This is a genomic window from Herbaspirillum sp., assembly GCF_035644555.1.
Lineage (GTDB): Bacteria > Pseudomonadota > Gammaproteobacteria > Burkholderiales > Burkholderiaceae_D > Herbaspirillum.
Genome location: NZ_DASQOH010000061.1, coordinates 22,740 through 34,676, shown reverse-complemented (window position 1 = coordinate 34,676; position 11,937 = coordinate 22,740). Strand labels below are relative to the sequence as shown.

The window sequence follows — 11,937 nt, the reverse complement described above, 5'->3', positions numbered from 1 at the left end:
TGCTTACTTCAGCTGGGCTTCGGTGTAGTAACCGCTGCCGACCAGGATTTCCTTCCAGTTCGACTTGTCGACCACGACCGGCTTCAACAGGTAGGACGGAACGACCTTCACACCGTTGTTGTAGGTCTTGGTATCGTTGATCTGGGGCTGCTTGCCACCCAGGACGGCATCAACCATGCCGACCGTGACCTTGGCCAGTTCGCGGGTGTCCTTGAAGATGGTGGAGTACTGCTCGCCACGGATGATGGACTTGACCGAAGGCACTTCCGCATCCTGACCCGAGACATACGGGAACGGCTGTTGCGGGGTACCGTAGCCCACGCCGCGCAGCGAGGACAGGATGCCGATGGACAGGCCGTCATACGGCGACAGCACGGCATTGACCTTGGCATTGGTGTAGAAGGCCGACAGCAGGTTATCCATACGGGCCTGGGCGGTAGCCGGGTCCCAGCGCAGGGTCGCGACCTTGTCCATGCCCATCTGCTTGGAGCGCACCACCAGCTTGCCGCTGTCGATGTAGGGCTTCAGGACCGACATGGCGCCGTTGTAGAAGAAGAAGGCGTTGTTGTCGTCCGAGGAGCCGCCGAACAGTTCGATGTTGAACGGACCCTTGCCTTCCTTCAGGCCCAGGGCCTTTTCCAGCGACTGCGCCTGCAGCACGCCGACCTGGAAGTTGTCGAAGGTGGCGTAGTAGTCGACGTTCTTGGAACCACGGATCAGGCGGTCATAGGCGATGACCTTGACGCCCTTGTCGGCAGCCTTCTGCAGCACGTCGGTCAGGGTGGTGCCGTCGATGGCGGCAATCACCAGCACCTTGGCGCCCTTGGTCAGCATGTTCTCGATCTGGGACAGCTGGTTGGGGATGTCGTCTTCGGCGTATTGCAGGTCGGTCTGGTAACCCTTTTCCTTGAGGACCTTGACCATGTTGTTGCCGTCGGCGATCCAGCGTGCCGAGGACTTGGTGGGCATGGCCACGCCGACCAGGGCCTTGCTCTGTGCGCTCACCTGTGCGCTGATGGACATGAGGGTGACGCCCAGGCCGAGTGCGATCCCGGTCAATACCGATTTGATTTTCATGCTTCGAGTCTCCAGTCTCTATTTATGGAATGGCGTGTTGTAGTTATCTCTAAAACAGCGCCGCGATTTCTGATGAATGTCATGCAGAGCAACTGTTTTGCGGGCTCTACATTAATTGCTTTACCAATACATTTCTAATGATTTTTTGAGCGTAATGGATATATTTTTCGGTATAACTCCCTCTATGTAAAGTTATCTTAATTAAGCTTAAAAAATCCCGCAGAAGCCCCGACTGGCGCGGCTTTCGCCGATCCGGCCGGTTTGCCGCGCAGGGCACCCAGGGAAATGACACGTTGCGCCACGCAAAAGACGAACAACAGCGCGCCGATGAAGATCTTGGTCCACCAGGAACTGAGGCTGCCATCGAAGGCAATGAGGGTCTGGATCACGCCCAGGATGAGCACGCCGGTGAGCGTGCCGGCCACATAACCATAGCCGCCGGTGAGCAGGGTGCCACCGATGACCACGGCCGCAATCGCGTCCAGTTCCACACCCTGCGCATGCAGTCCGTAGCCGGACAGCATGTAGAAGGAGAACAGCAGGCCGGCCACCGAGGCGCAGAAACCGCTGAAGGCATACACCAAGACCTTGGTGCGCGCCACCGGCAGGCCCATCAGCATGGCCGAGCTTTCGCTGCCACCGATGGCATAGACGGCGCGCCCGAAGCGTGTGCCATGCGCCATCCAGATGGCCACGGCCAGCACGATCAGTGCGATCACCACGCTGGGCGAGATGAACAGGCCGGCGAACTCGATGCGCGTCTGTGACATGGCCGTGAAGAAGGGATCGTCGATGGTGATGGAATCGATACTGATGAGGTAGCACAGGCCGCGCGCCAGGAACATGCCGGCCAGCGTGACGATGAAAGCCTGCAGCTTGAAGTAGTGGATCATGGCGCCCATGGCGGCGCCGAAACCGGCCCCCATCAGCAGCACCGTGGCGATCACCAGCAGCGGCGGCCAGTGCCAGTGCTGCAGCAGAAAGGCCGCCACCATGGTGGTCAGCGCCAGCACCGAACCGACCGACAGATCGATGCCGCCGGACAGGATGACGAAGCTCATGCCGATGGCCACCACCAGCAGGAAGGCATTGTCGATGAGCAGGTTCAGCATCACCTGCGGCGCCAGGAAACCGTCGTACCCTGCTGCTCCTGCAAGCAGCATGATCACCAGCAACACCACGGTTACCATGGAGGTAAACCACGGCGCATGGGAAGCGCGCCGCAAGGAAGAAACGAGCATCATGATTTTGACATCCTCAACATGCGACGGAATTGCGGCGACTGCGACAGGCAGACCAGGAACACCACGATGGACTTGACCACCATATTGACCTCGGGCGGCACCCCCAGCGAATAGATCGTATAGGTCAGGGTCTGGATGATGAGCGCGCCGATGACGCTGCCCACCAGGCTGAACTTGCCACCGGCCAGCGAGGTACCACCCAGGGTGACGGCCAGGATGGCATCGAGTTCCAGCAGCAGGCCGGCGTTGTTGGCGTCGGCGCTCTTGATGTTGGACGCGATCATCAGGCCCGCCAGCCCGGCACAGGCGCTGCAGAACATGTAGACGAAGAAGATCAGGGCCGCCGTGCGGATACCGGCCAGGCGCGAGGCCACCGGGTTGATGCCGACCGATTCGATGAACAGGCCCAGGGCAGTCTTCTTCATCAGCAGCGCCAGCAGCAGGAACATCCCCACGGCGATGTAGAGCGAAAACGGCAGGCCGAACAGATAACCACCGCCGAGGAAGAAGAAGGGCTTGTAGTAGACCGTCACGATCTGGCCATCGGTGAGCAACTGCGCCAATCCGCGCCCGGCCACCATCAGGATCAGCGTGGCGATGATGGGCTGCAGTCCCAGCCCGGCCACCAGTACGCCGTTCCAGGCGCCGCACAGCAACGCCGCCCCCATCGCTGCGACCAGCGCCCAGACCATCGGCACATTGCTGACGTATTCCGGCACACCGTTGACCACCACCATCTTGCCGCCGATCAGGATCGCCGCCACCGCGCCGGAGATGGCGACCACCGCACCCACCGAGATGTCCACGCCACGCGTGGCGATGACCAGGGTCATGCCCAGCGCCGCCAGCATCAGCGGCGCGGCACGGTTGACGATATCGATCAGCGCGCCATACAGGTGGCCGTCCTTGATCTCCAGCTTGAAGAAGCCTGGCACCAGCAGGAAATCGATCAGCAGCAGCAAGGCCAGCGCCGCCAGCGGGCGCACCAGCGGATGGCGCAGCAGCACCCCCAGCACCGGCACGCTACCGGTGGTGGCGCTGTCGGGAATCAGTTTGGAATCCATGGAAGCACTCATGCGGCCTCTCCCGCGATGACCTGCAGGACCGTCTGCTCGTCGAGTTCACCGCGACGGTATTCTCCACAGGCGCGACGGTCGCGCAGCACCAGCATACGGTCGCTGCAGCGCAGGACCTCGGGAATCTCCGAGGAAATGAAAAGAATGGCCATGCCCTTGCGGCACATGGCGATGACGAAATCCATGATCTCCTGCTTGGCCCGCACGTCGATACCGCGCGTGGGTTCATCCAGGATCAGCATGCCCGGGTCGGTCGCCAGCCAGCGCGCCAGCAAGGCCTTCTGCTGGTTGCCGCCGGACAGCAGGCCGATCGGGGTTTCCAGGTCGGCAGTCTTGATGCCCAGCCATTTCACGTAATCGCTGGCAATCTGGTTCTGGCGCTTGCGCGGCAGTACGCGGAACAGACCCTGCCTTGCCTGCAGCGCCAGGATGATGTTTTCGCGCACCGACAATTCCAGGATCGCGCCTTCCTTCTTGCGGTCTTCGGAACAGAAGCCGATGCCGGCCGCAATCGCATCGCGTGGCACATTGAGTTTGACGGCGCGACCTTCGATGCGCAGTTGCCCACTGTCGGCACGGTCGGCGCCAAACAGCAGACGCGCCATCTCGGTCCGTCCCGAGCCCAGCAGGCCGCACAGGCCATACACTTCGCCGCGCCGCAATTCCAGGTCCTGCGGCGCCAATACGCCACGCCGACCGAACCCGTCGGCCTGCAGGAAGACTTCGCCCTGCTCTGCCGTATCGGCCGACAGCCCCGCGGCCAGGGCCTCGGCACCGGCTTCGACCTTGCGATGATCGACTGCGGTCACGCCCACCATCTTGTTGACCAGCTCCAGGCGCGACAGGTCGGCGACCAGGTATTCGCCTTCGCGTACGCCATTGCGCAATACCGTGATGCGGTCCGAAATCTCGTAAGTCTGGTCCAGGAAATGGGTCACGAAGAGAATCGCCATGCCCTGCTCGCGCAGGCGCCGCAGCACCTTGAACAGTTGTTGCACCTCGGCCTCGTCCAGGCTGGAGGTGGGCTCATCCAGGATCAGCACCTTGGCCGATACCGACAGGGCACGCGAGATCGCCACCATCTGCTGGATCGCCAGCGGATAGGATGACAGCTGCGCCGCCACATCGATATCGATCTGCAATTGCTGCTGCAGCAGCAGCCTGGCTTGTGCATGGACGCTTTTCCAGTCGATCCGACCGAAGCGCTTGGGATAGCGGCCGATGAAGATATTCTCGGCCACCGACAGATTGGGACACAGATTGACTTCCTGGTAGACCGTGCTGATGCCCAGCGCCTGGGCCTCCAGCGTGGAAGCCGGCGCAATGGCGCGGCCATCCAGTTCGATCTTGCCCTGATCGGGCTCATGCACGCCGGTGAGTACCTTGATCAGCGTGGACTTGCCTGCGCCGTTCTGTCCCATCAGGGTATGCACTTCCCCCGGGAACAGCCGCAAGCCGACATCGGTGAGCGCCTTCACGCCCGCGAATGCCTTGTGTACACCACTCAATTCCAGCATGGGACGCGCCTGCGCCCCGACAGACATCGTCATCGCAACTCCATCAAAACCATCGCAACACCTCATGCGCCAGCGTGCGCACCAGGCCCGGCCGGCAGCACACCCGTCCGCCAGTCCGGGACGGGTGCGCTGCCTTCATGCCGATCTCAATACTTGCGGTTCGGGAATTCCTTGGCCGCCACCTCGGCCGGGAACACCCCTTCCTGGGTGGTGATGCGCTTGGGCACTTCCTTGCCGGCCTTGATGTCCTTGGCGATCTGCATCAGTTGCGGGCCCAGCAGCGGGCTGCACTCGACCGTCACGTTGAGCTTGCTGGCCATCATGGCTTCGAAAGCACCCTTCACGCCGTCGATGGAGATGATGATGATGTCCTTGCCCGGCTTCATGCCGGCCTCTTCGATGGCCTGGATGGCGCCGATGGCCATGTCGTCGTTGTGAGCGTAGAGCACGTTGATCTTCTTGCCCTCGGCCTTGAGGAAGGCTTCCATCACTTCCTTGCCCTTGGCGCGGGTGAAGTCACCGGTCTGCGAGCGGATGATCTTCAGGCGCGGTTCGCTCTTGATGATTTCCTCGAAGCCGTTCTTGCGATCGATGGCCGGAGCCGAACCGACAGTGCCCTGCAGTTCGACGATGTTGATGTCGCCTGCCGGCATGGACTTGGCCTTTTCCAGCAGCCAGCGACCGGCGCGGCGGCCTTCTTCGACGAAGTCCGAACCGATGAAGGTCACGTACAGCGACTTGTCGGTGACATTGACGGCACGGTCGGTCAGGATGACCGGGATCTTGGCGGCCTTGGCTTCACGCAGCACGGTTTCCCAGCCCGATTCCACCACCGGCGAGAAGGCGATCACGTCCACCTTTTGCGCGATGAAGGAGCGGATCGCCTTGACTTGGTTTTCCTGCTTCTGCTGGGCATCGGCGAATTTCAGGTTGACGCCGGCCTGCTTGGCGGCTTCCTTGATCGATACCGTATTGGCGGTGCGCCATTCACTCTCGGCGCCCACCTGGGAGAAGCCCATGGTCAGCGGTTTGTCGGCAGCGAAAGCCGAAAGGCTCATGGCGCTGCTACCCAGGCTCATGCAAATGGCTGCGCCCAGAAGCGCTCTTCTTTTCGAGTTCATTGTCAGTCTCCGTTGGCAGGGAATTGTGGACTTCCCTTTGTTGTATGCGTGGGTTGCGCTGCGCCGGAATGCGTTTGATTTATAAGTATGAAGTCGGGAAGCGGCGCGGTGCGGCTGAAATCCTGGACGACCCTGTACTCCCTGAAGGCCGTGAAGTCCCTGATTCGCGCTCCATATTAGGCAAGCGACCAATAGGTATCCAATGAATTTTTAATGTTTTTCGATACCGTTTCGCACATCGTTGAGCTGAAACCTCGCACAGGCGCGTGTCACCGGCCCAGGCCGGACGGCCCTTGCAGGGCGCTGCGCGGGGCGCGCAATTTTGATATCGTTTGCGATGTTTTTTTCATTATTCCCTATCGGAGGGCGGTGATAGGATCAGCCAGATTTTTTTAGAAGCGCAAGCCTGAAGACCGAGCGCGAATCCACGTGAGCCCACTCCTTCTTCCTGCCGACGACTTCGCTGTCCCCACGACGGGACGCCGCACCACCGCAACGCTGATGCGCGCCGCACTCCATAACAAGATACGAGACACCATGCCATCCCGAGCAACCGATGCCAACCGCGCAGGCTCCAAGGGGCTGCCGGAAATCCATACCCTGCAATCAGGGCGTCAGCGTCTGCACGTGCTCCCCACGCTGGGTGGGGCATTGGCCGGGTGGGAATGGCAGCGCGAGCGCAAGTGGCTGCCGCTGCTGCGCCCCTGGAGCGCCGACCCGGCGGCCCTCTACGCGACGGCCTGCTTCCCGCTGCTGCCCTGGTCCAACCGCATCACCGGCGGCGGTTTCGATTTCGATGGCAAGCATTACCCGCTGCAGCCCAACCGCGCTGGCGAACCGTTTCCCATCCATGGCGACAGCTGGCGCCAGGCCTGGAGCATCGTGGCCCAGAGCGAAGACCGCATGACCCTGGCGCTGGACTCGGCGCGCTGCGACGGCAATCCCTATGTCTATCATGCGCGCCAGGTGCTGACGCTGCGCGAGAATGCACTGGAGATCGAACTGCGGGTGACCAATACCGGCGAAGAGACCCTGCCCTATGGCCTGGGCCTGCATCCCTACTTCCTGCACGACGCTCACACCCGTCTGCAGTTCCGCGCACGCGGCGTATGGCTGTCCGGACCCGATCGCATCCCCACCGGTTTCAGCCGCCAGTTGCCGGCCGGCTGGGACTACAACCGCCCGGCGCTGTTGCAGGGCGGCCTGATCGATAACTGCTTCGAGGGCTGGGACGGCCTGGCCATGATCGAAGACCCCACCCGCGGCCTGCGCCTGCAGATGCACACCACTGACCGCAGCGGTTACGTGCTGATGTTCCGGCCCAATGGCCTGCCGTACTTCTGCCTGGAGCCGGTGACCCATCCCATCGATGCCTTCCACCAGCCCAACCAGCCCGGCCTGATCGCGCTGGCCCCGGGCGAAGACATGGTGCTGCTGACCCGCTTCACGGTCTGCGACATCGCCCAGGAACAGGCGCGCAGCGAAACGAACCATACCAGCCTGGCGCGCTGACGCCCGGCACCGAACATGACGACTCACCAAGACATCCAAACAGACTGCGCCCTGATCGCCCTCGACTGGGGTACTTCCTCGCTGCGCTGCTACCGCTTCGACCGCAACGGCCAGGTGATCGAGCGCCGCGCCCATCCCTGGGGCATCATGAACCTGCCCGCCGTGGAGCATGGCGAGGACGCGCACGCGCCCTATCGCGTCGCGCTGCAAGCCGCCTGTGGCGACTGGCTGGAGGCGGCACCGCAGGCGCCGCTGATTGCCGCCGGCATGGTCGGCAGCAAGCAGGGCTGGCGCGAAGCCGCCTACCTGAACGTGCCGCTCTCGCCCGACCTGATCGGCAGCAAGCTGACCGAGGTCGATACCGGCCTGGGCCGTCCGCTGTGGATCGTGCCGGGCCTGCTGCAGACCTCGACCCTGCCCAACGTGATGCGCGGCGAGGAAACCCAGGTCATCGGCGCCCTGCAGACACGCCATGAACGCGAGCTGCTGATCGGCCTGCCGGGCACCCATTCGAAGTGGGTGCGCGTGGTCGCTGGCCGCATCGAGCATTTCGATACCTTCATGACCGGCGAGGTCTATGGCGCCCTGTGTGCCCACACCATCCTCGGTCGCACCATGCACAAGCCCGATGCCGCCGATGATGCCGCCTTCCTGCGCGGCGCGCGCGTGGCGCTGGCGCCGGAAGGCAAGAGCGGTGTGCTCTCCAACATCTTCAGCAGCCGTACCCTCGGGCTGACCGGCGAACTGGCAGCAGAGGCACAGCCGGATTACCTGTCGGGCCTGTTGATCGGCCATGAACTGGCCGCGCTGAAAACCCTGTACCCGGCCCAAGCGCCGGCCATCGTCCTGATCGGCGACGCCGGTCTGTGCCGCCGCTACCAGCTCGCGCTGGACCTGTTCGGGCTGGGACCGGTCAGCCAGGCCGACGCCGCCACCGAAGTCGGGCTGTGGGTGCTGGCACGCCACGCCGGACTGGTCGCCTGAGGCCAAGGTCGTCACCATCAACCGCATCACGGAAGAAAACATGCAACTCCAGACCCAACGATTCAACGACGCCCTGCGCAACACCGGCATGATCGCCATCCTGCGCGGCGTGCGTAATGCCGAGGCCGAAGCCATCGGCGCGGCCCTCTATGACAGCGGCTTTCGCATCATCGAAGTACCGCTCAATTCGCCCGACCCGCTGGTGAGCATCAGCGCCCTGCGCAAGAGCCTGCCGGCCGACTGCATCGTCGGCGCCGGCACGGTCTTGAAGCCCGCGCAGGTGCAGCAGGTCAAGGATGCCGGTGGCGAACTGATCGTCATGCCCCACAGCGATGGCGCCGTCATCCGCGCAGCCCGTGATGCCGGCCTCTACAGCGCACCGGGTGTAGCCACCGTGACCGAGGCCTTTGCCGCCCTGGACAACGGTGCCGACGTTCTCAAGATGTTCCCGGCCGAACAGCTGGGCCCCCAGGTGGTCAAGGCCTGGCGTGCCGTCATCTCGCGCGACATCGCGCTGCTGCCGGTGGGCGGCATTACGCCCGAGGGCATGGCGGTGTTCCGCGCAGCCGGTGCATCGGGCTTCGGCCTGGGTTCGGCCCTGTACACCCCGGGCCTGTCAGCCGAGGAGGTACGGCAGCGCGCGGTGGCCTTCGTCAGCGCCTGGAAGGCGCTGGCCTGACACCTACACCACGGGATTCATCGTTGCAACAGATCGCATCGCGATCATTTTTCGCCTGAACAGATTAAACGCATAACCGGACAGAACAATGAAAATCACCAAGATCACCACCTTCATCGTGCCGCCGCGCTGGTGCTTCCTCAAGATCGAGACTGACGAAGGCATCGTTGGCTGGGGCGAGCCCATCGTCGAAGGTCGCGCCCATAGCGTCTCGGCCGCCGTGGACGAACTGGCCGACTACCTGATCGGCAAGGACCCGCGCAATATCGAAGACCACTGGACGGTGCTCTATCGCGGTGGTTTCTACCGTGGCGGCGCCATCCACATGAGCGCCCTGGCCGGCATCGACCAGGCCCTGTGGGATATCAAGGGCAAGGCCCTGGGTGTACCGGTACACCAGTTGCTGGGTGGCGCAGTGCGTGACTCCATCCGCGTGTATTCCTGGATCGGCGGCGACCGTCCGGCCGATACGGCTGCGGCGGCCAAGAACGCAGTGGCACGCGGCTTCACCGCCGTGAAGATGAACGGTACAGAAGAACTGCAATTCATCGACAGCCACGACAAGATCGAACTGACCCTGGCCAACGTCCAGGCCGTGCGCGAAGCGGTCGGCCCCAACGTGGGCATCGGCGTGGACTTCCACGGCCGCGTACACAAACCCATGGCCAAGGTATTGATCAAGGAACTGGAGCCGTACAAGCTGATGTTCATCGAAGAGCCGGTGCTGTCGGAGAACTACGAAGCCCTGAAGGAAATCGCCCACCTGACCTCGACCCCGATCGCCCTGGGTGAACGCCTGTATTCGCGCTGGGACTTCAAGCGCATCCTCTCCGAGGGTTACGTGGACATCATTCAGCCCGACGTCTCGCACGCCGGCGGCATCACCGAGACCCGCAAGATCGCCATGATGGCCGAGGCCTACGACGTGGCGCTGGCGCTGCACTGCCCGCTGGGTCCGATCGCCCTGGCCTCCTGCCTGCAGGTGGACGCCGGTAGCTACAACGCCTTCATCCAGGAACAGAGCCTGGGCATCCACTACAACGAAAGCAACGACCTGCTGGATTACATCCGCGACAAGAATGTGTTCGCCTATGAAGACGGCTACGTCAAGATCCCGCAAGGCCCGGGCCTGGGCATCGAGATCAACGAAGAATATGTCCGTCAGCGCGCCGAAGTCGGCCACCGCTGGCGCAACCCGATCTGGCGCCACAAGGATGGCAGCTTTGCCGAGTGGTAATGCAGTAAGCCAAACCATCCTCCTCGGTAGTCCCTCAGCCCGGTCCAGCGCAAGCTGGCCGGGCTTTTTTTCGGTCGTACGGCTGAAGCGACTGGCACGGGCCGGAAGATTCATCTACCAAATCGATGGAGTTGATCTGAATATTCCATTTAACAGATGAATCAAATGCTGGCAAAGTCACGCTTTTTGATTTTTCCTGCAGGTTCTTCATGACGCCCGGCACCTCTCCCCGCTCCACTTCCCCTGCCGAATCCGTCCGCAGCCGTAACGCCACCCGCGCCACGATGGCGCAGTTCTTCGTCAACGGCGCCACCTTCGCCACCTGGGGCGTGCTGATTCCCTCGGTGAAGGAGCGTTTCGCGCTGTCCGACGCGGTACTGTCGCTGGCCATGCTGGCCGTGGCCGGGGGCGCGCTGCTGACCATGGGCCAGTCCGGCAAGTGGATCGCGCGCGTCGGTAGTGCCCGTGCCCTGCGCCAGGTCGGCATCCTGTATGCGGCCACGCTGTTGCTGATCCCGCTGGCACCGCAGTTCTGGATGCTGGTGGCGCTGCTGCTGGTGTTCGGCAGCGCCATGGCCGCCTTCGATGTGGCCATGTCGGTACAGGCCGCACTGGTGGAGGGCCAGCGCACGCGGCCCATCATGTCCACCCTGCACGCCATGTTCAGCATCGGCGGCATCGCCGGCGCGGCGCTGGGCGCCCTGCCCGGGCTGTCGCCGCTGGCCCATGCGGCGCTGGTCGGGGCCGGCACGCTGGCAGTGGCCTTGTCCATCGGCCCCTTCGCCCTGCCCGACGCCACGCATGACGAGACCACGGGCGCTGGCGGGGCCGATGGCCGGGCGCGCCGCATGGTACTGGTGCTGGGTGGCATCGCCTTCCTGGCGCTGGTATGCGAAGGTGGCATGTATGACTGGGCGGCGGTGTACATGCGCGACGTGGCGCAGTCGCCAGCGGCCTGGGTCAGCTACAGCTATGCGGCGTTTTCCACCGGCATGGCGGCCGGACGGCTGACCGGCGACCGCATCCGTGCCCGCATCGGCGGCCTGCGCACCCTGGCCTGGAGCGGCGCGGCCGGTGCCGCCGGCATCGCCCTGGCGGCGGCCTGGCCGGTACCCCTGGCCACCATGGCCGGGCTGCTGCTGGCGGGCCTGGGCATTGCCAACCTGATGCCGATCTTCTTCCTGGCTGCGGCCCGGGTACCGGGCATGGCGGCCGCCGAGAGCATTGCCGCCGTGGCGCGCTTCGCCTATGTGGGCATGCTGCTGGGGCCGGTCTTCATCGGTGGCGTGGCCGAACATCTGGGCTTGCGGGTCAGCTTCGTGGGCGTATCGCTGGTGATGGTGGTGGCGGCACTGTTCGGCGGCAAGGCGGTACGGCGTTTCATCTGAGGGGCTGCCCGGCCGGCATGCTAAGGTGGCGGTCCCTGCCGGCTGACGCGGGGCACCATCGCGATGTGCTGCCCGCCTTACCGGCCTACCCATTGCCACTGA

At 63.5% G+C, this 11,937-nt stretch carries 11 protein-coding genes; 5 read left to right on the top strand and 6 right to left on the bottom strand.

Annotated features, from left to right (window positions below; genetic code table 11):
• Nucleotides 1-3 precede the first annotated feature (3 nt).
• The 5 genes from chvE to VE092_RS17075 all read right to left on the bottom strand — a co-directional run bounded on the left by chvE (nucleotide 4) and on the right by VE092_RS17075 (nucleotide 6,035).
• Entirely contained in the window at nucleotides 4-1,077 is a 1,074-nt protein-coding gene (chvE, locus tag VE092_RS17095) for a multiple monosaccharide ABC transporter substrate-binding protein (protein WP_324878800.1), read from the bottom strand.
• Between the two features lie 197 nt (nucleotides 1,078-1,274).
• Complete coding sequence (yjfF, locus tag VE092_RS17090; protein ID WP_324878798.1) at nucleotides 1,275-2,321, bottom strand: galactofuranose ABC transporter, permease protein YjfF; 1,047 nt, start codon at nucleotides 2,319-2,321, stop codon at nucleotides 1,275-1,277.
• A complete protein-coding gene (locus VE092_RS17085) occupies nucleotides 2,318-3,397 on the bottom strand; it encodes an ABC transporter permease (RefSeq protein WP_324878796.1) in 1,080 nt (359 codons plus the stop codon). Before VE092_RS17085 ends, yjfF begins: the two co-directional genes overlap by 4 nt.
• Complete coding sequence (locus VE092_RS17080) at nucleotides 3,394-4,947, bottom strand: sugar ABC transporter ATP-binding protein (RefSeq protein ID WP_324878794.1); 1,554 nt, start codon at nucleotides 4,945-4,947, stop codon at nucleotides 3,394-3,396. Before VE092_RS17080 ends, VE092_RS17085 begins: the two co-directional genes overlap by 4 nt.
• 113 nt (nucleotides 4,948-5,060) lie before the next feature.
• Entirely contained in the window at nucleotides 5,061-6,035 is a 975-nt protein-coding gene (locus VE092_RS17075; protein ID WP_324878792.1) for an ABC transporter substrate-binding protein, read from the bottom strand.
• A 537-nt stretch (nucleotides 6,036-6,572) separates the two neighbouring features.
• Between VE092_RS17075 and VE092_RS17070 the strand changes: the two genes are divergently transcribed.
• From VE092_RS17070 to dgoD, 4 genes are all read left to right on the top strand, one after another.
• Complete coding sequence (locus VE092_RS17070; RefSeq protein WP_324878790.1) at nucleotides 6,573-7,547, top strand: aldose 1-epimerase; 975 nt, start codon at nucleotides 6,573-6,575, stop codon at nucleotides 7,545-7,547.
• Nucleotides 7,548-7,562: 15 nt separating this feature from the next.
• The gene (locus tag VE092_RS17065) at nucleotides 7,563-8,531 is read left to right on the top strand and encodes a 2-dehydro-3-deoxygalactonokinase (RefSeq protein ID WP_324878788.1); all 969 of its coding nucleotides are present in this window, start codon (nucleotides 7,563-7,565) and stop codon (nucleotides 8,529-8,531) included.
• 40 nt (nucleotides 8,532-8,571) lie between these two features.
• On the top strand, nucleotides 8,572-9,210 hold the full coding sequence (locus tag VE092_RS17060) for a 2-dehydro-3-deoxy-6-phosphogalactonate aldolase (RefSeq protein WP_324878786.1): 639 nt from the start codon (nucleotides 8,572-8,574) through the stop codon (nucleotides 9,208-9,210).
• Nucleotides 9,211-9,298: 88 nt separating this feature from the next.
• The gene (gene dgoD, locus VE092_RS17055; protein ID WP_077236655.1) at nucleotides 9,299-10,447 is read left to right on the top strand and encodes a galactonate dehydratase; all 1,149 of its coding nucleotides are present in this window, start codon (nucleotides 9,299-9,301) and stop codon (nucleotides 10,445-10,447) included.
• A gap of 34 nt (nucleotides 10,448-10,481) precedes the next feature.
• Here the strand turns inward: dgoD and VE092_RS17050 are convergent, their stop codons facing one another.
• Nucleotides 10,482-10,658, bottom strand: a complete 177-nt coding sequence (locus tag VE092_RS17050; protein ID WP_324878783.1) for a hypothetical protein — start codon at nucleotides 10,656-10,658, stop codon at nucleotides 10,482-10,484.
• Here VE092_RS17050 and VE092_RS17045 point away from each other — a divergent pair.
• Nucleotides 10,657-11,835 (top strand): MFS transporter, encoded by a 1,179-nt coding sequence (locus VE092_RS17045; protein WP_324878781.1) that lies wholly within the window; start codon nucleotides 10,657-10,659, stop codon nucleotides 11,833-11,835. The genes VE092_RS17050 and VE092_RS17045 overlap by 2 nt on opposite strands.
• Nucleotides 11,836-11,937 lie beyond the last annotated feature (102 nt).

Bases quoted from the DNA above. Each gene is read 5' to 3' on its own strand.
- VE092_RS17080 (WP_324878794.1), bottom strand. From the start codon at position 4,947: ATGACGATGTCTGTCGGGGCGCAGGCGCGTCCCATGCTGGAATTGAGT.
- VE092_RS17070 (WP_324878790.1), top strand. From the start codon at position 6,573: ATGCCATCCCGAGCAACCGATGCCAACCGCGCAGGCTCCAAGGGGCTG.
- VE092_RS17075 (WP_324878792.1), bottom strand. From the start codon at position 6,035: ATGAACTCGAAAAGAAGAGCGCTTCTGGGCGCAGCCATTTGCATGAGC.
- VE092_RS17060 (WP_324878786.1), top strand. From the start codon at position 8,572: ATGCAACTCCAGACCCAACGATTCAACGACGCCCTGCGCAACACCGGC.
- VE092_RS17050 (WP_324878783.1), bottom strand. From the start codon at position 10,658: ATGAAGAACCTGCAGGAAAAATCAAAAAGCGTGACTTTGCCAGCATTT.
- VE092_RS17085 (WP_324878796.1), bottom strand. From the start codon at position 3,397: ATGAGTGCTTCCATGGATTCCAAACTGATTCCCGACAGCGCCACCACC.
- dgoD (WP_077236655.1), top strand. From the start codon at position 9,299: ATGAAAATCACCAAGATCACCACCTTCATCGTGCCGCCGCGCTGGTGC.
- yjfF (WP_324878798.1), bottom strand. From the start codon at position 2,321: ATGATGCTCGTTTCTTCCTTGCGGCGCGCTTCCCATGCGCCGTGGTTT.
- chvE (WP_324878800.1), bottom strand. From the start codon at position 1,077: ATGAAAATCAAATCGGTATTGACCGGGATCGCACTCGGCCTGGGCGTC.
- VE092_RS17045 (WP_324878781.1), top strand. From the start codon at position 10,657: ATGACGCCCGGCACCTCTCCCCGCTCCACTTCCCCTGCCGAATCCGTC.
- VE092_RS17065 (WP_324878788.1), top strand. From the start codon at position 7,563: ATGACGACTCACCAAGACATCCAAACAGACTGCGCCCTGATCGCCCTC.